Consider the following 20,209-nt stretch of genomic DNA (forward strand, 5'->3'; position numbering starts at 1 on the left):
GGATCGCGTTGAGCACTTGCAGGTTCGGCAGGCTCACATTGCCTCGCTGTCGCGGCAGGCAATGTTCGATCTGTTTGAATTGGGCTTCGGAGATTTCCATCCCCGAAGCATAACCTTAAATCAATGTAGTGTGAACACGCCCTAGGGAGGATGTTCAACGCCAGCGAAGCACCTGAGATATGGCTAGAAGCGCATACCATACTGCCCTGTCACTTGATGCCCTACGCGCGGCGTGGGGCATTCTATTTAAGAAATCTTCACCTCGATCCCGCAATACTACGGGCGTCGATGACATCTCCATCAACGACTTTCGTGCTGACGAAAAGGCCCGTCTCAATCGATTGGCTCGCGATTTGCACCGCAAAGCGTTCCAGTTTTCCGATCTCCGACCACACCTCATTCCGAAGTCTCCAGGAAAGGATCGGTTGATCTGTGTTCCGACAGTTCAAGATCGCATTGTGCAGCGAGCGGTTTTGAATTTTCTTTCGGATCGCTACGCAGATCGGCTTGCCAACAAGATCAGCTACGGCTTCGTGAAAGATCGTGGAGTGAAGAAGGCCGTTCACGACGCTTGTGAGATTCGAGCGAAGTATGGATGGGTCTACAAGACGGATATCACATCCTTTTTTGACTTGATTGATCGATTGCATCTTGAGCGAGCGCTGAAAGCCGTCATCCGTGAGCGCTCTCTCCATCCATTGTTGGTGCAGGCGATTGGTTGCGAGATTTCTGCGACGAGGGGGAGTGTTGCGAAGAGGACCAGCCGACTCGGCATTAAAATGGGACGAGGCGTGCGGCAGGGAATGCCGCTATCCCCATTCTTTTCCAACATCATGCTGGCTGGGTTTGACCGCGCGATTGCGCAGCAGAGTCTTCGAGCGGTCAGGTATGCAGACGACTTGATTTTCTTTGCCTCATCTCGCGGTGAGTGTGAGGGCGTGGCTGAATTCTGTGCGCGCCATCTTGCCCCGATCGGATTGATGGTGCCGCCGGTTGAGCCCGGCTCGAAGTCAGTGATATACGAACCCGATCAGGCTGCCGAATTTCTTGGTGTGAGCTTGGTTCGCCACCAGTCAAGCTACCGACTTGAACTGACGCAAGAGCAAATCGTTGCGATTCGCGATGACTTGCTTAAGCTTGGCTCAGTACAAGAACTCGTGACACGAGGGATAGCGTTACCAACGCTGAGTAACACGCTCATGCTGAGGCGAAACGGATATCTGGCGGCTTATGACATGTGCCACAACGTAGAAGATCTGGGGCGCGAGTTGGATAAGTTGGAGCAGCGGGTGCTCCGCAGAATCTATAGCGAGGGGCTCGGAATCGAATTAGCCAAGTTGTCGCCGGTGGCTCGCAACTTTTTGGGGCTGAGCTGAATCTGCGATCCGATGATCGGCGGCGGCCCGTGTTTCTGATTCGATGTGGCCGGTGAGTTGATGCAATATGCGGTCGCTATATCGTCAGCTTCTTGATGTCGGTGCTGGCGTGAAAACTGGCGTCGCCTTGAACTCCGCATGAACAGTGGTTCTTCGTGGAGCCGGGAGAAATTGTGGCGTGAGGACGCGCGTGATTAGTGGTTTTGATTAACGCGCTGGGGCTTGGGAAGCTGAGGTAATGGCCATTATACGACGCCCGCAGAACGGGGGATTCTACAGGGTTTCGAGTAAGGATGGCAAGCTGGCGGTTCTGGCCGGCGGCGTCGAAACTGGCACGGCTCGATGGTGGAGCGGTGGCTTCGCTGGCCGATGTGCTTACTGCTGCCGCCATCAGTCATTGGCCGGTGCGCGTTGTTTGTTTTGGACAAGTCTAGCGCTGAATGCAAGGCTTGCTCAGGCGCGAGAAACCTCGCCGAGAGCGTATATGCTGTGCCGGGCGTATGGGGGCCAGCCCACCGGGCCGCAGGCGCGCGACCTCGCTGCCCACCGCGTCGACCGCCCGCGCCTTCGAAGCCGAGCACGGCGGGCAGCGACGTGACGGGGTAGAGGCCGCTGCGGAAATAGGTATCGACGAAGTTCACGCCGATCACCGATTCCCGCACCCGCACCCGCACCCGCACCCGCACCCGCAGCGCCTCTCACGCTCTTCGATATCCGCTTCACGGCCGGCGTTCGACGCGCGCCGCCGGATCTTTGGCGCGTCGCCGTCGTGCCGCGCGCGTCAAGGCTGCGCGACGAGCCCCTGAATCAGATTGAGCGCTTGCGGCGAGCCCAATCCCGTCACGTAGTCATAGCCGCCGCTCGCGGTGCAGATCGTCCCGCAGGTGCCGTTGGTGCCCGACGTCACGTCATGGTAGTCGCCGCCGTACGCGGATTTGCCGGCCGTGTAGAGCAGGTTGTACGGGCCGGCGAGCTTCGCCTTGCCGGCGGCGGTTCGCATCGAGTTCGCGATCGCGAAGAGCCCCGCCCATTGCGGCGCGCCAGCGCTCGTGCCGCCGACCACGAACCAGCCCGATTGCGCTTGATAAGTGACGGAGTCGTACACCGCGAAGCCCGAGCCCGGATTTGCGTTGTAGCCGACGTCGGGCACGCCGCGGCTGCCGGCGTACGGAATCGGCCACAGCGCCTGTCCGGAAGGCTCCGACTCGTACGTGCTGACGCCGCCGCCGCTGCCGCTCCACGCGGCTTCGCCCAGATAGTTGCCGTACGCGTCGGTGGACAGCGTCGTGCCGCCGACCGCGACGACGTACGGCGATGCAGCCGGATACTCGGCGCCGTTGCCGCTGTCGCCGGATGACGCGACGAACGTGACGCGCGACGGCGAGTTGAAGTGGCTGTCGAAGCCCGTCTCCGAGCTGAACTCGCTGCCGCCGAAGCTCATCGACACGACGGACGCGCCGTTGCGGACGGCGACGTCGACCGCGGTCATCAGGTCGTTGAAGCTGTTCGATGCCGCTTCGACGAGCACGATCTTCGCCTTCGGCGCGATCGCGTGCACCCATTCGACGTCGAGCGACATCTCGAGCGACCAGCCTGCGTCGGCGCGCGGCTTGCTGCCGCTCGCGTAGATCTTCTTGAAGCAGCCGTTCGACGTCGTGCAGGTCGGCAGCGAGAAGGTGCTGCTGAATACGCCGAGATCGGACTCGATCCTCGGATCGTCGTATGCGTCAACGATCGCGACCACCATGCCGTCGCCCTGGTTCGCGATCGAGTCGAAGCCGTACGCGTGCCGCACGGTGGCGGGCGCGAGGCCCGCGACGGTCGTGGTCGAGAAGCGCGTCGAGTTCGTATGGAACGGCGGACGCGCGAAGCCTCTCGGCACGCGGGTGCCTTCGACGTACGACGACTGGCCGTTGCCTTGCGCGAGCGCGGCCGTCGACGCGAACGCCTGAATGCACGCGGCCATTATCAATATGGATAACAAAGGGTTGTTTTTCATGCTGCATTCTCCATATCAATAAGATGGAATGGTCTGTTTGAATTCTACGGAGCGGCGAAAATTTTTTGAATAAAAATGAGCGCGACGAGGGAATTCACCGAGTCCATTTCGATGGCCGGAAAATGGAAATCGTTGTACGTCGAGAAACGGTGGGATGGGTTGGCGGGTAGGGCTGGTCGGTTGGTCGAGCGAGCGGCGGCGACGCGACCCCGCGCCTCGTTCGCTATCCGGAGTAACCCGAGTCGCGGATTTTAATAAGCCGAGTAATTGATTGGATGGGTTTATTGTTTTCGTTTTATTCGATATCGAGAAAATAGAACGAACGGTAGTCTTTATTCGCAATTTCAACGTAAGGATTGTGATTCGCCGGGGCGGATGCGCCGATGCGGCTGGAATGCAAAGCCGCCGGCGCATCCGGCGGCGGTCGGCGCGGCGCGCGGGCCGGCCGATTGCCGGGCGGCCGGAAATCCGCATAAAGTTGAGCGTGCGCAGCCGGCTTGGGCGCGTCCGGCGTTCCGTGGCGCCGCACCGGCGCGGCGCCGCACGTCCGGCGGGCACAGCGCCTGCCGCGCGGGCGGACCTCGCGCGGACCTTCTCCCCGTCAATCATGAGGTGCGGCCTTGTTCTATTCGATCGTCGCGATCTTCGTCGGCGCCGGGCTCGGCGCGCTGCTGCGCTGGTTCCTGAGCCTCGGCCTCAATGCGCTCCTCCCCGAGGTGCCGCTCGGCACCCTCGCGTCGAACCTCATCGGCGGCTATCTGATCGGGATCGCGGTCGTCGCGTTTACCACAAGGGCGGGGCTGCCGCCCGAATGGCGACTTTTCGTGATCACGGGCTTCATGGGCGGGCTCACGACGTTCTCCACCTACTCGGTCGAAGTGATGACGCACGCGACTCAGGGCGAGTTCGGCTGGGCGCTCGCCGTGGCTGCCCTACACTTGATAGGTTCGTTCACATTGACGGGGCTCGGCATGTGGACCGCGCGGGCGTGGCTCGCGCCGGCCTGATCCGGCCTAGGCGGAGGCGGCTTATGGACGGTGTTTTCCTGCGTTTTTACGTACACGAGAACCACCGGCTGCACTGGAAGCCGCTCTGGGAGTGGCTGCTCGAGGAAGCAAACCGGATGGGCATCGCGGGCGGCTCCGCATTTCGCGCGATGGCGGGGTTTGGCCAGCATCGGGTGCTGCACGAGGATCGCTTCTTCGAGTTGCAGGGCTCGCTTACGATCGAGGTCGAATTCATCGTCACGGAAGACGAGGCGCGGCGGCTCATCGAGCGCGTGTCGCGCGAGAAGGTGCGCGTGTGCTACGCGACGATCCCCGCGCACTTCGGCGTGATCGACAACCTCGGCGACGGCGCGCCGGCCGCCGCCGCGCCGCCGAACGGATAGCGCGTCAGATCCCGAACAGCGTGAGCGACACCGCCGCGCGTGTCACGATCATGATCAGCACCTGGACGATCACGAACAGCAGGATCGGCGACAGGTCGATGCCGCCCAGGTTCGGGATCACCCGGCGCAGCGGGTTCAGGAACGGCGCCGTCAACTGATACAGGATCGCCATCGCGGGCGAGCGCGGGTTCAGCCACGACAGCAGCGCCATCAGGATCGTCAGCCACAGCACGAGGTTGAGCGCCCATTTCACGACGGTCAGCAGCGCGACGATGAGGATCGTCGGGATGATCGACAGCGCGTCGACGCCCGCCATCGTCACCATCAGCGCGACGTAGACGAGCGACGTGACGATGGCCGCGACGACGCTCGCCCAATCGATGCCGCGCACGCCCGGGACGATATGCCGCAGCGGCAGCACGAGCCAGTTGGTCGCCTGCAGCACGGCCTGCGTGACGGGGTTGTAGGGCGGCACGCGCACGGCCTGCAGCCAGACGCGCAGGATCAGTGCTGCGCCAAACAGTGTGAAAACGGTATTGAGCAGAAAACGGGCGATCTCGCCGAACATCGTTTGAATCCTTTTCTTTATCCAGTCCAGTCGGGTAGCGTGCCGTCGCCGCCCGCAGGCGGCGCGCATCGGGCGTCACCTTATCACGGCTCGCCGCGGGCGGGGCGTGCGAGGTCGAGCGAACGGGCGAGCGACGTGTCGACCGCGTGTTCGAGCGCGTCGAGCGACGGGTGCGGCGACGCGCGCTTGCGCGCGAGCGCGACCGCGCGGCGGGTGTGAAGCGCGTAGAGCGCCGCGTGGTCGCCGCCGAGCGACTCGAGGAGCGCGAGCTGCCGCTCGACGATGCCGACGTCGCCGCGCGACACGGGCCCCGCGAGCGCGTTCGCGAGCCCCTTGTCGCGCGCGGTCTCGATCGTGCCGGCAAGCATCGGCAGGAGCGCGCGCAGCGCGTCGTCCTCGGCGAAGCCGAGCGAGCGCCACAGCTCGACGCATTCGGCGAGGTTGCCAAGCGCGAAGCTCGCCGCGTAGTTGGCGGCCGCGTGATAGAGCATCCGGCCGCCCGCCGGGATCGCCAGCGGATGGCAGCCGAGCGCGGCGGCGAGCGCGACGAGCAGGTCCTTCAGCGCGCCGTCGGCCTCGATCGTCACCGAGCAGCCGTCGATCCGCGCGAGATCGGCGTCGCCGCCGCCGAACAGGTAGAGCGGATGGAAGCCGCCCGTCGCCGCGCCTTGCGCGCGTGCCGGGGCGAGCAGATCGACGCTCGACGCGCCGCTGCAGTGGACGAGCGCCTGCTCGCCCGCGCGCGCCGGCGCGAAGCGCAGCTCGGCGGCGATCCGGCCGAGCGCGTCGTCGGGCACGGTGACGAAGATCAGGTCGGCGGCGTCGACGACCGCCTGCGGCGAATCGACCGGCGCGCAGCGCGCGCCGTGCGCCGTGCTGCCGCCGTTGCTGTCGGAGTGTGCGGGGTCAGCGGCGTCGCGCGCGGCTCGGTCGGCGTCGATCTGCGCGGCGAGTGCGGCGGCCGATGCGGGCGAGCGGCTCGCGATCGCGGTGACGGCGTAGCCGGCGCGCGCGAAGCGGCGGGCGATGCAGCGGGCGAGGCGGCCCGCGCCGATGAAGCCGATGCGGGGCGTAGCGGACAAGGACATGGATGCGATCCTGAATCTGCGGCAAACCGTCAGTATCGCGTATTCGGCGGCGGCGGCGTTCGATCCGGCCTCAGGAGGCCGCCGCATTTTGGGGGACGGAATGCGCGGCGAGATGCGTCCGTGGCGCGCGGGCCACATGCTGTCTCTAATTTGTAATCGTTCATTACCGGTCTCCGAACAGGAGGCGCGGCGCGGCGCGCGGCGTCTCCCGCGATTCTTCGCAATCCGCCGAATTGCAGCCGGACCGCGCTCGCGCGGCCGCGTCCGGTCCTGCGCGCCGCCTTGCCACGGGGCGCTGCGCAATTGCAATTTGCAACAAATGGGCGTGGCTCGCGGTGCCGGATTTCGCTACATTCGTCTCATGCGGCAAGCACGCCGTCGCAGTCGATGCGGTGGGCGCTGACGCCCGCCGCCAGGAGAACCAAAGTGAAAAAGCTCATTCCGTTGATCGCCGTTGCCGCACTGGGCCTGGGCGCTGCGAGCGCTGCCCAGGCGCACGTGTCGATCGGTGTCGGCATCGGGGTGCCGATCGCGCCGGCGTATCCGGTTTACGCCGCGCCGCCGCCCGTTTATTACGCGCCGCCCCCGCCGCCTGTCGTCTACGCGCCGGCGCCCGCGTACTATGCGCCGCCTGTCGTGGTCGGCGGTTACTACGGCTACGGTGGGCGCCCGTACTGGCGCCATCACGGCGGCTACTACGGCCGTCCGCACTGGCGTTATTGATTGCTGACGTCGACGCGCCGCCTGGCTGGCGGCGCGCCTGATGCTGCGGCGCGGCACGGCGATGGTTCGTGCCGCGCCGTTTTCTTTTCGGGGCTGCTGCGCGAGTCGAGCGAAGCTGGGACAATGATCGTTCCCTTGTCCAACGCGTTTCCCTGCTCGCCGCCATGCCTGTTCAATCCGCTTCCGACCTCGCCATCCCCACCTTCGACGACGTGACCGATGCGGCCGTCCGGCTCTCCGGCGTCGCGCATCGCACGCCCGTGCTCACGTCCAGCACCGCCGACGCGCGTACCGGCGCGACGATCTTCTTCAAATGCGAGAACTTCCAGCGGATGGGCGCGTTCAAGTTCCGCGGCGCGTACAACGCGATCTCGCACTTCGACGCCGAGCAGCGTCGCGCGGGCGTGCTCACGTATTCGTCCGGCAACCATGCGCAGGCGATCGCGCTTGCCGCGCGCCTCGCGGGCATCCATGCGACGATCGTGATGCCGCACGACGCGCCCGCCGCGAAGGTCGCGGCGACGAAGGGCTACGGCGGCGAAGTCATCACCTACGATCGCTACACGGAAAGCCGTGAGGAAATCGGCGCGCGGCTCGCGCAGGAGCGCGGGATGACGCTCGTGCCGCCGTACGACCATCCGCACGTGATCGCCGGGCAGGGGACGGCCGCGAAGGAACTGATCGACGAAGTCGGCGAACTCGACATGCTCGTCGTGCCGCTCGGCGGGGGCGGGCTGATCGCGGGCAGCGCGCTGTCTGCGGCGGCGCTCGCGCCCGGCTGCGCCGTGATCGGCGTCGAGCCGGAAGCGGGCAACGACGCGCAGCAGTCGCTCGCGCGCGGCGAGGTCGTGCATATCCCGGTGCCGCGGACGATCGCGGACGGCGCGGCGTCGACGCACGTCGGCGCGTACAACTTTCCGATCATCCAGAAGCTCGTCAAGCGGATCGTCACGGTTAGCGACACGCAGTTGATTGAGACGATGCGCTTCTTCGCGGAGCGGATGAAGATGGTCGTCGAGCCGACCGGCTGCCTCGGCGCAGCCGCGGTGCTCGATGGCGTGCTGCCCGTCGCGGGCAAGCGCATCGGCGTGATCCTGAGCGGCGGCAACGTCGATCTCGCGCGCTACGGCGAGTTCCTGCGCGGATGAGCGCGTGCGTGCGGCTTGCAGCGTGTCTCTCGGCAGGCGGACTCGCGAGCGGCGGGTCGGTCGATCCATCGAGGCGATCGGCCGGTCCGGATGAGTCGGGCTGCGTATGCGGTTGCGCGAGCCGCTCGGGCTCCTGACTCCGGCCGCGTCGTCTGGGCCGACCCGAGCAAGCCAAGCCGAACCGAGCCGAACCAGCGTCAAGCCGCCGCGTTCAGAATCAGGTCACGATAGCCGCCGACGATCACGCTGTACGAGAAATACGCGAAGAGCAGCGCCGACACGACGTGACACGCGCGCATCAGCCCCGCGCCCGCGCGCTTGCGGCCCTGGCTCGCGAGTGTGCAGAGAAAGAGCGTCCACGCGAGCCCGCCGAGGAAGAAACCCGACAGGAACACGGATGCCGTCGTAGGCGTCGTCGCGCCGGCCTTCGCGATCAGCGCGCCGCCGACCGCCGCGAACCACAGGATTGCCGACGGCGACGACATCGCGAGCAGCATTCCGCGCGCGAAATTGCGCCACGTGCTCGCCTGCACGAAAGCGGCGGGCGTGTCTTCGTCCACGGCGTCGCGCGCCGGCTCGGGAAAGAGCGCCTCGCGCGCCATCTTCCACGTGAGGAACAGCAGCACCGCGCCGCCGCCGAGCCATACGACCCAGCGCACCGCTTCGAACTGCAGCAGCACGGCCATCCCGGCGAGCGCGAGCGCCGCATAGACGAGATCGCCGACGCACGAGCCGACGCCGAGCCAGAAGCCCGGCCGGAATCCGTGCGACAGCGTGAGCGACAGCATCGCGACATTCACGAGGCCGATGTCGAGACAAAGCGAAAGCGACAGGAAAAAGCCGTCGGACAGCATCGACGTGGGGGCGAAGCTCATGGTGCGTCGTCGTTATCGAAGATTGGAGAAGCGGAAGCTCACGACAAGCCGATGTCGGTCCACAGACGATCGACACGCGCCCTCACGGCCGCGTCCATCTCGATCGGCCGGCCCCATTCGCGCTGGGTTTCGCCTGGCCACTTGTTGGTCGCGTCGAGTCCCATCTTCGAGCCGAGGCCCGCGACGGGCGACGCGAAGTCGAGATAGTCGATCGGCGTATTCTCGACGAGCACGGTGTCGCGCGCCGGATCGACGCGCGTCGTGATCGCCCAGATCACTTCCTTCCAGTCGCGCACGTTCACGTCCTCGTCGACGACGACGATGAACTTCGTATACATGAACTGCCGCAGGAAGCTCCAGACGCCGAACATCACGCGCTTCGCGTGGCCCGCGTAGCTCTTCTTCATCTGGACGATGGCCATCCGGTAGCTGCAGCCCTCGGGCGGCAGATAGAAGTCGGTAATCTCGGGGAACTGCTTCTGCAGGAGCGGCACGAACACTTCGTTCAGCGCAACGCCGAGCACGGCCGGCTCGTCGGGCGGCTTGCCGGTGTAGGTCGAGTGGTAGATCGCGTCGCGGCGCATCGTGATCCGCTCGACGGTGAAGACCGGAAACCACTCCTGCTCGTTGTAATAGCCCGTGTGGTCGCCGTACGGGCCTTCGAGCGCGTGCTCGTAGCCGGCCGCGGCGCCCGCAGCCGGCCGCGGCGTCGCGCCTTCGGGGGCGGGCGCCGGCGTGCCTTGCTGCGGATGAATGAAGCCTTCGAGGACGATCTCCGCGCGCGCGGGCACCTGCAGCGTGTCGACGCCGGGCGTCAGGCATTTCGCGAGCTCGGTGCGCGCGCCGCGCAAGAGGCCGGCGAACTGGTATTCGGACAGCGCGTCGGGCACGGGCGTGACGGCGCCGAGCGTCGTCGCCGGATCGGCGCCGAGCACGACGGCGACCGGATACGGCTGGCCCGGGTTCTTCAGCGCGAATTCGCGGAAATCGAGCGCGCCGCCGCGATGCGCGAGCCAGCGCATGATCAGTTTGTTGCGTCCGATCAACTGCTGCCGATAGATGCCGAGATTCTGGCGGGTTTTGTTCGGCCCGCGCGTGACCGTCAGGCCCCAGGTAATGAGCGGGCCTGCGTCGCCCGGCCAGCAGGTCTGGATCGGCAGCTTGTGCAGATCGACATCGGCACCTTCGCAGACGATTTCCTGGCACGGTGGCGCGGACACCGTCTTCGGGCCCATGTCCCAGACGGCCTTCGCGAGCGACAGCAGCTTGCCTGCGTCCTTCAGGCTCTTCGGCGGGTCGGGCTCCTTGAGCGCGGACAGCAGCCGGCCGATGTCGCGCAACGACGCGAGCGCCGCGTCGTCGTCGGCGTCGACGCCCATTCCGAGCGCGACGCGCCGCGGCGTGCCGAACAGGTTGCCGAGCACCGGAAACCGGTAGCCGGTCGGCGCTTCGAACAGAAGCGCGGGCCCGCCCGCGCGCAGCACGCGGTCGCAGAGTTCGGTCATTTCGAGGGCGGGCGACACGGGCTGCGTGATGCGCCGCAGTTCGCCGAGCTGTTCGAGGCTGCTGATGAAATCGCGTAAGTCTTTGTATTTCATGAAGGATATCCAGGCCGCGCGCGACAGGCGGCGGCGGTGGGGGCGGGCACAGCGTCCGCCCGGAACCGAGCGCCGATTTTACCCGGCCGGACGGCCAGGCGATGGAAACGTAGAAAAATGGCGGCGGATCCGAACGCCAGACGGCACGCGGCTTCCGATTCCGATCCGTAACCAATTATTACTTTTTGTTATGAAAACGTATTTCTATAGTGTTGACGATCTATAAAACCCTGCTAGAATCCGCTCACATTGGATGCAGGTCCCAGTGTTGAACCATCAATCCCCGGTCCTATAGACGCAACGCGTCGCCGTCCGCCGATACCTGCACGGCCTTCTGACGGTCTGTTTGTTGTCCTAGCCAGCGCCCAGTCGACGCTGGTTTTTTGCGTAGGAGCCCCGCGCGTCCGCCTGCCGCAAGTGCAGGCCCTGTTTCGACGTGGCTCCGAACGGTACTTATACCGTTTCTCCGATACCGATGCGGTCTGACCAAGACGCTCGGTGTCTTGATTCCGCGGCAGCGCGCCATGTCTCGCCTCGAGAACCGAGCGAGCCGCACGAATCATGCCCGTGGAGGATCTGAATGAACGCTTGGTTATCGTGGCGTCCCAGTGAGCGGCATGCGCAGATATTTCGCGCAGCGCTGCGTCGCGGGACGCGTGTCAGTCACCATCTGTTAAGCGTGGTCGGTTGCTGTGCGGTGGCGATCGCGCTCATGCTGTGGCTGCTGCCCAACGTGCGCGGCACGCTTGCAGCAAAAGTGATGCCGTTCGTGTCGGCCGCGGTCCAGGCCGGTCCAGCGCGACTCCTCAGCGGCCATCCGCTGCCGACCTTCGGCCCGGCGAACGCCGACGAAGGCGAATCGATCAACGCGGACGCGGCGCCCGCGCCGACGGCCACGGCCACGCCCGCCGACGTCGGCGCGGCGCTCGACGCCGTGGGCAATGGCCCGTCGCCCGTGTCGCTCGCGAAGCTCATCCCGACGCAGCGGGTCGCCGCCGACGCGCGCGACGACCGCGTGCTCGCGTCGAACCGCGAACAGGCGCTCGTCGCCACTTACCTCGCGCGCCGCTACCGCGTCGCGCAGGAGCCCGTCGGCCAGCTCGTGAAGGCGGCGTTCCAGACGGGCCGCGACGTCGGGCTCGACCCGCTGCTGATCCTCGCCGTGATGGCGATCGAATCCGGCTTCAATCCCTACGCCGAAAGCGGCGTCGGCGCGCAGGGCCTGATGCAGGTGATGTCGAAGGTTCATTCGGACAAGTTCGAGTATTTCGGCGGCACCGATGCGGCGCTGCAGCCGCTCGTCAACATCCAGGTGGGCGCGCTCGTGCTGAAGGACTGCATTGCGCGCGGCGGCTCGCTCTCGGGCGGGCTGCGTCTGTACGTCGGCGCGACGACGCCCGACGACGGCGGCTACGGCACGAAGGTGATCGGCGAGCGAGACCGGCTGCGCGATGTCGCACGCGGCCGCAAGGTGTCGATCTATGCGTCGCAGCAGTCCGCGCAGGGCGCAGTGACGGTCACGACGGTGTCGACGTCGGGCGTGACGCAAAAGCGCGTGCATACGACGCTCGACGGCACGCGCCCGCTGACGATCAAGGCTGCCGCCGCGCCGAAGGCGCCGCAGCAGGACGACGCGAGCGTCGACACGGCGGCGAAGCACGATACCGCGGCTTCGGAGCTCGGCACCTGACGGGGGGCGATTGCCGAATGCGCTGGAACGGTGGCCGCTCCGGTCGCGCGAAGGTTGTGGAAGGCTGGGAATGATCGAAAGGGCCGAGTCCGGTGTCAGACGGGACTCGGCCCTTTGGTTTTGGCGGGCCCCAGAGCGGCGGGCGTGTCTGGGGCGCAATTAACTGCAGGCTGGGCGATCACATGTGATCGCCCAGCCGATATGTTGCAAATCGTTGCGGTTGCGACAGGCCCGGCCCAAGACCTAAGCTGGAGTCCGAAGTCCGAAGTGCAAATCGCCAAGCTCAGGTTCGAGGCGAGCGGCGTGGCGAAAGGCGGGAAACAGAAAGTGGACGGCGAAAGAGGCGGGGAGCAGGATGGGCGACACGCGCGAGACGTGCCACGCGTGACCGTCATGATAGGCAGCAACGACGGGTGTCGGTACGCGCAATGCGACCGCGCCCGTGCCGAGCCTCCTACCGTCCTACTGCCCGAACAGCTTGCCGAGACGCTCGACCGCTTCTTCGAGCCGCGAGTACGCGGTCGCATAGGACAGCCGGATATAGTCGCGCGGCGCATGAACGCCGAAATCCATTCCCGGCACGAGCACGACGCCCGCGTCGTGCAGCATCGCGTTCACGAGCGCGGCACTGTCGCCTGCCGCCGGATGCGCGACGCCGCCGCACTGCGCGTATACATAGAACGCGCCGTCCGGCATCACGGGCACCTCGAAACCGAGCGATTCGATCGCCGGCACGATGAAATCGCGGCGACGCTTGAATTCCGCGCGGCGCGCCTCGTAGATCGCGAGCGTATCCGGTTCGAAGCATGCGAGCGCCGCGTGCTGCGCGAGCGCCGACGGGCAGATGAACAGGTTCTGCGCGAGCTTCTCGAACGTGCCGACGAGCGCCGGCGGCACGACGAGCCAGCCGAGCCGCCAGCCCGTCATGCTGAAGTACTTCGAGAAGCTGTTGACGGTGACGACGTCGTCGCCGAACGACAGCGCCGAGACGGGCGCGCCGTCATAGCTCAGGCCCTGGTAGATTTCGTCGACGATCGTGAAGCCGCCGCGCGCACGCACGGCGTCGATGATCCGGCCGAGCTCGGCGGGCTCGAGCGACGTGCCCGTCGGGTTCGACGGTGACGCGAGCAGCACGCCGCGCGTGCGTTCGCTCCAGCGCGCTTTCACATCGTTCGCGGTCAGTTGGAAGCGGGTTTCGGGGCCGCTCGGCACGAGCACCGCGCGGCCTTCGGCTGTCGCGACGAAGTGGCGGTTGCACGGATACGAAGGATCGGGCATCAGCACTTCGTCGTCACGGCCGACGAGCGCGAGACACGCGAGCAACAGCGCGGCGGACGCACCCGCCGTCACGACGATCCGCTCCGGCGCGATTGGGAGGCCGTACGCGCGCGCATAGTGCGCGGCGATCGCCTCGCGCAGCGGCGCGATGCCGAGCGCGCTCGTGTATTGCGTGACGCCGCGCTGCAGCGCCGCGGCCGCCGCCTCGATGACGGGTTCCGGCGCGGTGAAGTCCGGCTCGCCGATGCTCATGTGGATGATGTCGCGGCCGGCGCGCTCGAGCACGGCGGCCTCCTTGACGATCTCCATCACGTAGAACGGCTCGATCGCGTCGACGCGCGACGCGAGCCTCAGGAGCGAATCGGCAGCGGTGTTCATCGTCGAATCAAAACGTTGGGGGAAGCGGAAAGCGGGCGCGCGCCGCGCGCCCGCGAAGGGGTTACGCGTCGCGTCGCGCCTGCGTTTCGGCCGGGCGCAGCTTGACGGAGAGCTTGTCGAGCACGCCGTTCACGTACTTGTAGCCGTCCGAGCCGCCGAACGTCTTCGCGAGTTCGACGGCTTCGTTGATGATCACGCGATACGGCGTGTCGATCTGATGCGTGAGCTCGTACGTCGCGATCAGCAGCACCGCGCGTTCGACGGGCGACAACTGGTCGATCGGACGGTCGAGACTCGGCGAGATCGCTTCGGCAAGCGCCGCGTGCTCGCGGATCACGCCGTGCAGGATCGTGTCGAGCAGCGTCTTGTCGGCCTTGTCGTAACCCAGCGCGCCGCGCAATTGCGCGTCGATCTCGCCCGGCGCCGCGTTCGACAGCAGCCATTGATACAGGCCCTGCGTCGCCAGCTCACGCGATTGTCGGCGGGCGCTCTTCTTCATGCGCGCTCCTCTTCGTCTTCGTCGTCCTCGTCTTCGTCCTCTTCGTCGTCGCTCAATTGATCGAGCGTCATCGTGAGGTTCGCCATCTCGACGGCGACGCGTGCGGCGTCGCGACCCTTCTCGGTCATCCGGGCGATCGCCTGCTCGTCGGTTTCGGTCGTGAGCACGGCGTTCGCGATCGGCGTGTTGAAGTCGAGCGCGATGCGCGTGATGCCCGCGCCGCTCTCGTTCGACACGAGCTCGAAGTGATAGGTCTCGCCGCGAATCACCGCGCCGAGCGCGATCAGCGCGTCGAACTGGTTGCTTTCCGCGAGCTTTTGCAGCGCGAGCGGGATTTCGAGCGCGCCCGGGACGGTCACGAGCAGCACGTCTTCGCCGGCGACGCCCAGGCGCTCCAGCTCTTCGACGCACGCGTCCGCAAGGCCGTTGCAGACGGGCTCGTTGAAGCGCGATTGAACGATGCCGATACGCAGGCCATCGCCTTCGAGGTTCGGTTGATATTGTCCGATTTCCATGTTCTTTCCGTGGTGTGGATGAGCGGTGATAGGGGCTGCAGCACAGGCTGACAACATTACGACACTACGACACGAGACCGTTATGCGGCGTCGGGCGTCGACGTCGCGCCGCCCGGCATCGGCGCGAAGCCGGTGACTTCGAGGCCGTAGCCGGACATGCTGCCGAGCTTGCGCGGATTCGACAGCACCTGCATCTTGCCGACGCCGACGTCGCGCAGGATCTGCGCGCCGATGCCGAACGTCTTGAAATCGACCGGCCGGCGCTTGAGCGCGGCCGCCTTCTCTTTTTCGTCGAACGCGAGGAACACGTCGACGAGATGCTCGTTCGTGTCGCCGCAGTTCAGGAGCACGATCACGCCGAGCTCGCGCGCGGCGATTTCCTTCATCGCGGCGTCGAGCGTCCACGAGTGAGTCGAAATTCCGGTCTCGAGCAGGTCGAGCACCGACAGCGGCTCGTGCACGCGCACGGGCGTCTCTTCGTGCGGCGCGGGCGTGCCGCGCACGAGCGCGATGTGCGGCGAGCCCGTCGGATGATCGCGGTACAGCACCGCCTTGAACGGGCCGTGCGCCGTCTGCATCGTGCGTTCGGCGACGCGCTCGACGATCGATTCGGTGCGGCTGCGATAGTGGATCAGGTCGGCGATCGTGCCGATCTTCAGGCCGTGCTCCTTGCCGAATTCGATCAGGTCCGGCAGGCGCGCCATCGTGCCGTCGTCCTTGATGATCTCGCAGATCACGGCGGCGGGCGTGAGACCCGCGAGCGCCGTCAGGTCGCAGCCCGCCTCGGTGTGGCCCGCGCGCACGAGCACGCCGCCCGGCTGCGCCATGATCGGGAACACGTGGCCCGGCTGCACGATGTGCTCGGCGCGCGCGTCGTGCGCGACCGCGGTCGCGATCGTGCGCGCGCGGTCCGCGGCCGAGATGCCCGTCGTCACGCCTTCGGCCGCCTCGATGCTGACCGTGAACGCGGTGCCGTACTGGGTGCCGTTGCGATACGTCATCAACGGCAGGTGGAGCTGCTTGCAGCGCTCCTGCGTGAGCGTGAGGCAAATCAGCCCGCGGCCGTAGCGAGCCATGAAGTTGATCGCTTCCGGCGTGACGAACTCGGCGGCGAGCACGAGGTCGCCCTCGTTTTCGCGGTCTTCTTCGTCGACCAGGATCACCATCCGGCCGGCTTTGAGCTCGGCAATGATGTCGGGCGTGGAGGCGAGCGTCATAAAAGGATCGGGGGAAGGGAAAGCGCGTATTTTACGCCACGCGCGCCGGGTTTTAGCCGAACGCGGCGCGACGGCCGGCCGCGTCGGCCGAACGGCCGATGGCGGCGCGCGCGGCGGTGCGGCCGGCGCACCGCGCGATGGACGTTCGGCGGGTGTCGGCGCGCGATATCCGGCGGGCGGCGCGGATGCGAAAAGGGCGCGATGGGTGCGCCGATCGTCCGATCGCAGACACGCATCGCGCCCCGCGGAACACCGCGCGCCGCGCCGGTTCACGGTTACTTCGGCGCGTTCATCATCCGCTCGACATACCGCGCAATAACGCGATGTGCTTCGGGTGGTTTTCCGCACAACCGATAATCCGTGGTTTGTCCCAGACAGGGAAACGCATTGCCTGGGCCTTGAAAAATTCGGGATTTGGAAAGGCGGTGAGACGGATCAACCGGTTTAGCAGAGATTGCGGGACGCGTGCTTTTCGAAATAGACGAGATTGGCTGCGGTGACAGAGAGCGAAGCCGGCATCGGACCCGGCAGTGTGTCTTGCTGGTTTCTGCGCGTTTTCCACGGTTTCTGCTGGTTCTTCTCTGTAATGAAGGTTACGTCGAGAGGATGCGTACCGCCGGTAGCATCCATGACGGCCCGCTCGATAGACTCCGGTGCCATCGACCGGATCGACGACAGATAGGTCCATTGGTCCGTGTAGGGCTGGAAGTCCTCGTCGACGAAAACACTGCAATCCTGCTCGCGTGGCGTCTTTTGCAGAGGAAGTGCAATCAGATTGCCGAAGCCACCCTTCGGTATCGTGTCCTGATTAGGGAAGAGGCGGTCGTAGGACGCCAGCTTCAGTTGCCGCGTTCGCGCGCATGTATGGCTGATGATCGCGGTGCCTAGGCGCCGCGCATCCCGTCCAGGTACCGCTGACCGGAAGAAAATCCAGATGTGCGCGCCGTTGCCGGATCGCGAGATTTCCAGCGCAGCCGGTACGCCTAGTTCGGTGCATGACGACCTGAAAGCCTGGGCATCTTCTCGCCAGTCGGCGTCATCGAAATCGACGGCAAGAAAATGACAGGTATCGTCAGCCAGCAAGGGGTAGACACCAATCGTGTGCCTACCAGCGAGGTGGTCGTAGATGATCTGGTCGGACAACGATATCAGGAGGCGGTGGCCGCAGTCGGAGCATTTGATTCGGGGTTTCTCACAAATACAGGGTCTCCACTCGTTGGCACAAGCGGGTGAGGAGCCTGATTTGCCAGCCTTGCTCTGCCATCTGATCGGATAAACGTCGGTACGACCTTGAATCAGCCGGCGAAACAGAACGATTTTCTCGTCCGTGCTAAGCCGAGACGCCTTGGACTGCTGCGGGACAACTGGCTCTGCCAACGACCGTTGGAAGTCGATGCCGTGCGCATCGAGCAAGGCACGGAGCCGCGCGCTTTCGGCGCGCAAACGCTCCAGTTCGCTAATCTCGGGTGCCATGTCGGCGCCGCGAACGGGATGGCCACCTTTCTGTCCCTAAACACGAACTGTTGGAGAGTCGTTCAATCCTTGTCCTTTGGGTAGGCAATTGCTATATAATGATCGTTATATAGTAAGGAGGGCGCCATGCTTACTTTCAAGGTCACAACTGTCGGGGCTTCGGCCGGTTTCATTCTTACCAAGGAGGCGATGGCGCGGCTCAAGGTGCAGAAAGGCGATACCGTGTATCTGACCGAGGCACCCGAAGGCGGCTACCGGATTACGCCGTACAACCCGGATTTTGAACGCCAGATGAAGTTGGCGGAAGAGATCATGCACGATGACCGCGATATTCTGCGGGCACTAGCCAAATGACAGTATGGCGCTGGGTGCGTGCGGACCTGACTTACGCAATCCATGATCGCCAGCTTGCAGAGCATGGCGGGCTCGATGGTGTGCGCGACAAGGGAGCGGTGGAGTCGGCACTGGCACGGCCGCAGAATCTCGATGTTTATGCGAGTGCGGACGCGGCGGCGCTCGCCGCCGCATATGCCTGTGGGTTAGCGCGGAATCATGGCTTTACGGACGGCAACAAGAGAACCGCTTGGGTGGTTGCGCGTCTTTTCCTGGCAGACAACGGCTTTCGGCTGAAGTTTGATCCAGCCGACGCCGTTAGGACCATGGAAATGGTTGCTGCTAGCACGTTCGACGAAGCTGCGTTGGCGGAGTGGTTCAGGAAGCGGATCGCCGAGTAAGTCGGCGGACGATTAAACTCGACACTCGCGCTGGTTTAACCAGTTACGGGCGTCCCATGGGTGACGCCGACGACAGCATTCTTTCGGTGTACCGCGCAATTATGTTGAGTCTGGCTGGAGACGCTTGCCCAGTATAGCGGTGGCGCTCAACGATGCTCGGTATACCGTCAGAAATACCGTCGTGTCGTTGTGGCTGTAGAGAGTCGTTGGTGGACAACTACGAACGAAAGCGAATGTGAACGCACTACCCCTTGGTCGGCACTCAGTGCGACCGATAGCCGTGGCAGTCGATATTTACATGCTTAGTGGCCTTCACTGCGATAATGGTGCCGCTCGAATCAGTGAGGTTGAACGCGTTTCCGTTTTCGTGCTCAACATCATAGTGAAACATGTCCTCCAGTTCGGTGGAATATTTCCAGCGGCGAGGGAAGGGGGTCTTTGCATGATATGGGCCCGCATCCTTCCAAACCAATCCTGTGCGATCAACCATATATGTCGGCTGCTTTGGCTGATTAGCTTTCGTATGATCGTTCGCGAAGCGCTTAATCTTTTTGGCGAGTCGCTCGAAGTGGTTCTCTTCGCGCCCCCACATCTCACATTCACCCCAAATGTCGGGATGTTCGGGCAATCGAGAAAAAATATTCCCCGGAAATATCAACGGTGAGCTTTTTCCACGCGGCCTGATGTGCTCCCGACAAGAATTTTCCTCAATGAGGACCGTTGATAGGTATGTTTGGAACGTCGTTGCCTCGGTACCTACACTCCAGAGCGTTTCGGCATCGCCCCAACGAAACCGGAAGTGAGCCCGTATGCGTTGCGCGATCGAACCGCGGTCCCCGGTTTGATGAAACCCGACGATATGGGCTCCTTGCGCTTCTCCAGCTTTCTGTAATAAGTCTTGAATTTGCTGTTCGGCGATTTGCGCGCTCGTGCTCTTTCCAGGAAAAAATCTAACTGCCCAATCTCCGAGGTGTGCACTATCCATTGCCATTACTGCAGCCTTGGCTTCCGTCCCACAACTTCAGGGGCTTGCCATCAGTCGTGGCGCGCGCGATTTCCAATGCAGTCAGAGGCATTTGAGTCGTTCAACATGGGTGTTTTCGATGTTGAAACGATATCGGATCGTGACGAAGCCATGCGAGCTAAATAACTTTGGCGCATAGCATGAGATATACTAATTAAGTGACAATATCCGGGCTCGATATGCGAAAAGAGGAGACTGCGGAGTTCGAGGCACGTCGACGTAAAGGGATGCGATTGCTTGCGCGTGGGGCGTCTCAGGCAGAGGTCGTCCGCGCTCTCGGGGTTACTCGACAGACCGCTTCGAGGTGGGCAAAGATGCTGGCCGAGAATTCTGGCTCGTGGAGGGCTGGAAAGCGCGGACCGCCGAGCCGATTGACGGAACAGCAGCTTCTGCGTCTGGATAGGCTAGTGAGGGGGAAGGAACCGCAGGAGCACGGCTTCGCACAGTATCGCTGGTCTGTTGCCTTGGTCCGCGATCTGATTGAAAGGGAGTTCGGTATACGCTACGAGTCGATTCCGAACGTGCGGCGCATCCTGCGCGAGATGGGGCTGTTCCCCAAGTACGGATGGAGTCTATCGATGATACGCCGGGCATGGCGGCGATGGGAGCGTGATGGAAGGCCAGTGGCCTGGTAAC

The 20,209-nt window shown here is 64.5% G+C and carries 21 protein-coding genes; 10 read left to right on the plus strand and 11 right to left on the minus strand.

The genetic code is table 11. The features are described 5' to 3' along the window. The first annotated feature begins 179 nt into the window (after nt 1–179). Nucleotides 180–1,376: a reverse transcriptase domain-containing protein gene (locus WS62_RS19785; RefSeq protein WP_082721119.1), complete on the plus strand. Its 1,197-nt coding sequence runs from the start codon at nt 180–182 to the stop codon at nt 1,374–1,376. Nucleotides 1,377–2,157: 781 nt separating this feature from the next. On the opposite strand, the gene WS62_RS19790 is transcribed toward WS62_RS19785, so the two are convergent. Beyond that, nucleotides 2,158–3,375, minus strand: a complete 1,218-nt coding sequence (locus tag WS62_RS19790; RefSeq protein ID WP_066574245.1) for a S53 family peptidase — start codon at nt 3,373–3,375, stop codon at nt 2,158–2,160. Nucleotides 3,376–3,995: 620 nt separating this feature from the next. Here WS62_RS19790 and crcB point away from each other — a divergent pair. Together crcB and WS62_RS19800 are read left to right on the plus strand one after the other, a co-directional pair. Then, on the plus strand, nt 3,996–4,382 hold the full coding sequence (gene crcB, locus WS62_RS19795; protein ID WP_066574249.1) for a fluoride efflux transporter CrcB: 387 nt from the start codon (nt 3,996–3,998) through the stop codon (nt 4,380–4,382). Nucleotides 4,383–4,405: 23 nt separating this feature from the next. Continuing rightward, nucleotides 4,406–4,765, plus strand: coding sequence for a DUF190 domain-containing protein (locus WS62_RS19800; RefSeq protein WP_066574252.1), 360 nt, complete (start codon nt 4,406–4,408; stop codon nt 4,763–4,765). Between the two features lie 4 nt (nt 4,766–4,769). Here WS62_RS19800 and WS62_RS19805 read toward each other — a convergent pair whose 3' ends face one another. Together WS62_RS19805 and WS62_RS19810 are read right to left on the minus strand one after the other, a co-directional pair. After that, nucleotides 4,770–5,333: a YggT family protein gene (locus WS62_RS19805; protein WP_066574254.1), complete on the minus strand. Its 564-nt coding sequence runs from the start codon at nt 5,331–5,333 to the stop codon at nt 4,770–4,772. Between the two features lie 83 nt (nt 5,334–5,416). Then, the gene (locus WS62_RS19810) at nt 5,417–6,421 is read right to left on the minus strand and encodes a Rossmann-like and DUF2520 domain-containing protein (RefSeq protein WP_066574257.1); all 1,005 of its coding nucleotides are present in this window, start codon (nt 6,419–6,421) and stop codon (nt 5,417–5,419) included. On the opposite strand from WS62_RS19810, the gene WS62_RS34290 reads away from it, so the two are divergent. The 3 genes from WS62_RS34290 to WS62_RS19820 all read left to right on the plus strand — a co-directional run bounded on the left by WS62_RS34290 (nt 6,420) and on the right by WS62_RS19820 (nt 8,292). Further along, nucleotides 6,420–6,824, plus strand: a complete 405-nt coding sequence (locus WS62_RS34290; RefSeq protein ID WP_231748358.1) for a hypothetical protein — start codon at nt 6,420–6,422, stop codon at nt 6,822–6,824. The two genes, WS62_RS19810 and WS62_RS34290, sit on opposite strands and share 2 nt — an antisense overlap. 23 nt (nt 6,825–6,847) lie before the next feature. Continuing rightward, nucleotides 6,848–7,144, plus strand: coding sequence for a hypothetical protein (locus tag WS62_RS19815; RefSeq protein ID WP_066574379.1), 297 nt, complete (start codon nt 6,848–6,850; stop codon nt 7,142–7,144). 164 nt (nt 7,145–7,308) lie between these two features. Beyond that, on the plus strand, nt 7,309–8,292 hold the full coding sequence (locus WS62_RS19820) for a threo-3-hydroxy-L-aspartate ammonia-lyase (RefSeq protein ID WP_066574261.1): 984 nt from the start codon (nt 7,309–7,311) through the stop codon (nt 8,290–8,292). Between the two features lie 197 nt (nt 8,293–8,489). Here the strand turns inward: WS62_RS19820 and WS62_RS19825 are convergent, their stop codons facing one another. Together WS62_RS19825 and WS62_RS19830 are read right to left on the minus strand one after the other, a co-directional pair. Beyond that, nucleotides 8,490–9,167, minus strand: a complete 678-nt coding sequence (locus WS62_RS19825; RefSeq protein WP_066574264.1) for a LysE family translocator — start codon at nt 9,165–9,167, stop codon at nt 8,490–8,492. Nucleotides 9,168–9,205: 38 nt separating this feature from the next. Beyond that, complete coding sequence (locus tag WS62_RS19830; RefSeq protein WP_066574268.1) at nt 9,206–10,765, minus strand: UbiD family decarboxylase; 1,560 nt, start codon at nt 10,763–10,765, stop codon at nt 9,206–9,208. A 580-nt stretch (nt 10,766–11,345) separates the two neighbouring features. On the opposite strand from WS62_RS19830, the gene WS62_RS19835 reads away from it, so the two are divergent. Then, nucleotides 11,346–12,455 carry a lytic transglycosylase domain-containing protein gene (locus WS62_RS19835; RefSeq protein WP_066574270.1) on the plus strand — a complete coding sequence of 370 codons (1,110 nt, stop codon included), beginning with the start codon at nt 11,346–11,348 and terminating at the stop codon, nt 12,453–12,455. Between the two features lie 462 nt (nt 12,456–12,917). Here WS62_RS19835 and WS62_RS19840 read toward each other — a convergent pair whose 3' ends face one another. The 5 genes from WS62_RS19840 to WS62_RS19860 all read right to left on the minus strand — a co-directional run bounded on the left by WS62_RS19840 (nt 12,918) and on the right by WS62_RS19860 (nt 17,815). Next, complete coding sequence (locus tag WS62_RS19840; protein WP_066574272.1) at nt 12,918–14,111, minus strand: pyridoxal phosphate-dependent aminotransferase; 1,194 nt, start codon at nt 14,109–14,111, stop codon at nt 12,918–12,920. Between the two features lie 61 nt (nt 14,112–14,172). After that, nucleotides 14,173–14,610: a transcription antitermination factor NusB gene (gene nusB, locus WS62_RS19845; RefSeq protein ID WP_066486860.1), complete on the minus strand. Its 438-nt coding sequence runs from the start codon at nt 14,608–14,610 to the stop codon at nt 14,173–14,175. Next, nucleotides 14,607–15,125: a 6,7-dimethyl-8-ribityllumazine synthase gene (gene ribH / locus WS62_RS19850; RefSeq protein ID WP_010105762.1), complete on the minus strand. Its 519-nt coding sequence runs from the start codon at nt 15,123–15,125 to the stop codon at nt 14,607–14,609. The genes nusB and ribH overlap by 4 nt, the downstream gene beginning before the upstream one ends. A gap of 80 nt (nt 15,126–15,205) precedes the next feature. Then, the gene (gene ribBA / locus WS62_RS19855; protein WP_059470317.1) at nt 15,206–16,342 is read right to left on the minus strand and encodes a bifunctional 3,4-dihydroxy-2-butanone-4-phosphate synthase/GTP cyclohydrolase II; all 1,137 of its coding nucleotides are present in this window, start codon (nt 16,340–16,342) and stop codon (nt 15,206–15,208) included. Between the two features lie 444 nt (nt 16,343–16,786). Continuing rightward, on the minus strand, nt 16,787–17,815 hold the full coding sequence (locus WS62_RS19860) for a TOTE conflict system archaeo-eukaryotic primase domain-containing protein (RefSeq protein WP_066574274.1): 1,029 nt from the start codon (nt 17,813–17,815) through the stop codon (nt 16,787–16,789). A 126-nt stretch (nt 17,816–17,941) separates the two neighbouring features. On the opposite strand from WS62_RS19860, the gene WS62_RS19865 reads away from it, so the two are divergent. Both WS62_RS19865 and WS62_RS19870 read left to right on the plus strand, forming a co-directional pair. Continuing rightward, nucleotides 17,942–18,169: a transcriptional regulator gene (locus WS62_RS19865; protein WP_009889671.1), complete on the plus strand. Its 228-nt coding sequence runs from the start codon at nt 17,942–17,944 to the stop codon at nt 18,167–18,169. After that, on the plus strand, nt 18,166–18,549 hold the full coding sequence (locus tag WS62_RS19870; RefSeq protein WP_066574277.1) for a type II toxin-antitoxin system death-on-curing family toxin: 384 nt from the start codon (nt 18,166–18,168) through the stop codon (nt 18,547–18,549). Before WS62_RS19865 ends, WS62_RS19870 begins: the two co-directional genes overlap by 4 nt. A gap of 262 nt (nt 18,550–18,811) precedes the next feature. Here WS62_RS19870 and WS62_RS36695 read toward each other — a convergent pair whose 3' ends face one another. Next, the gene (locus WS62_RS36695; RefSeq protein ID WP_156441058.1) at nt 18,812–19,540 is read right to left on the minus strand and encodes a hypothetical protein; all 729 of its coding nucleotides are present in this window, start codon (nt 19,538–19,540) and stop codon (nt 18,812–18,814) included. Between the two features lie 212 nt (nt 19,541–19,752). Here WS62_RS36695 and WS62_RS39050 point away from each other — a divergent pair, with 212 nt between their 5' ends. Further along, nucleotides 19,753–20,208, plus strand: a complete 456-nt coding sequence (locus tag WS62_RS39050; protein WP_082721122.1) for a winged helix-turn-helix domain-containing protein — start codon at nt 19,753–19,755, stop codon at nt 20,206–20,208. Nucleotide 20,209 lies beyond the last annotated feature (1 nt).

The sequence above is a fragment of the Burkholderia sp. ABCPW 14 genome, assembly GCF_001523835.1.
Lineage (GTDB): Bacteria > Pseudomonadota > Gammaproteobacteria > Burkholderiales > Burkholderiaceae > Burkholderia > Burkholderia mayonis.

Bases quoted from the DNA above. Each gene is read 5' to 3' on its own strand.
- WS62_RS19785 (WP_082721119.1), top strand. From the start codon at position 180: ATGGCTAGAAGCGCATACCATACTGCCCTGTCACTTGATGCCCTACGC.
- WS62_RS19790 (WP_066574245.1), bottom strand. From the start codon at position 3,375: ATGAAAAACAACCCTTTGTTATCCATATTGATAATGGCCGCGTGCATT.
- WS62_RS19800 (WP_066574252.1), top strand. From the start codon at position 4,406: ATGGACGGTGTTTTCCTGCGTTTTTACGTACACGAGAACCACCGGCTG.
- WS62_RS19805 (WP_066574254.1), bottom strand. From the start codon at position 5,333: ATGTTCGGCGAGATCGCCCGTTTTCTGCTCAATACCGTTTTCACACTG.
- WS62_RS34290 (WP_231748358.1), top strand. From the start codon at position 6,420: ATGGATGCGATCCTGAATCTGCGGCAAACCGTCAGTATCGCGTATTCG.
- WS62_RS19810 (WP_066574257.1), bottom strand. From the start codon at position 6,421: ATGTCCTTGTCCGCTACGCCCCGCATCGGCTTCATCGGCGCGGGCCGC.
- WS62_RS19820 (WP_066574261.1), top strand. From the start codon at position 7,309: ATGCCTGTTCAATCCGCTTCCGACCTCGCCATCCCCACCTTCGACGAC.
- WS62_RS19825 (WP_066574264.1), bottom strand. From the start codon at position 9,167: ATGAGCTTCGCCCCCACGTCGATGCTGTCCGACGGCTTTTTCCTGTCG.
- WS62_RS19830 (WP_066574268.1), bottom strand. From the start codon at position 10,765: ATGAAATACAAAGACTTACGCGATTTCATCAGCAGCCTCGAACAGCTC.
- WS62_RS19835 (WP_066574270.1), top strand. From the start codon at position 11,346: ATGAACGCTTGGTTATCGTGGCGTCCCAGTGAGCGGCATGCGCAGATA.
- WS62_RS19840 (WP_066574272.1), bottom strand. From the start codon at position 14,111: ATGAACACCGCTGCCGATTCGCTCCTGAGGCTCGCGTCGCGCGTCGAC.
- nusB (WP_066486860.1), bottom strand. From the start codon at position 14,610: ATGAAGAAGAGCGCCCGCCGACAATCGCGTGAGCTGGCGACGCAGGGC.
- ribH (WP_010105762.1), bottom strand. From the start codon at position 15,125: ATGGAAATCGGACAATATCAACCGAACCTCGAAGGCGATGGCCTGCGT.
- ribBA (WP_059470317.1), bottom strand. From the start codon at position 16,342: ATGACGCTCGCCTCCACGCCCGACATCATTGCCGAGCTCAAAGCCGGC.
- WS62_RS19860 (WP_066574274.1), bottom strand. From the start codon at position 17,815: ATGGCACCCGAGATTAGCGAACTGGAGCGTTTGCGCGCCGAAAGCGCG.
- WS62_RS19865 (WP_009889671.1), top strand. From the start codon at position 17,942: ATGCTTACTTTCAAGGTCACAACTGTCGGGGCTTCGGCCGGTTTCATT.
- WS62_RS19870 (WP_066574277.1), top strand. From the start codon at position 18,166: ATGACAGTATGGCGCTGGGTGCGTGCGGACCTGACTTACGCAATCCAT.
- WS62_RS36695 (WP_156441058.1), bottom strand. From the start codon at position 19,540: ATGGCAATGGATAGTGCACACCTCGGAGATTGGGCAGTTAGATTTTTT.
- WS62_RS39050 (WP_082721122.1), top strand. From the start codon at position 19,753: ATGCGAAAAGAGGAGACTGCGGAGTTCGAGGCACGTCGACGTAAAGGG.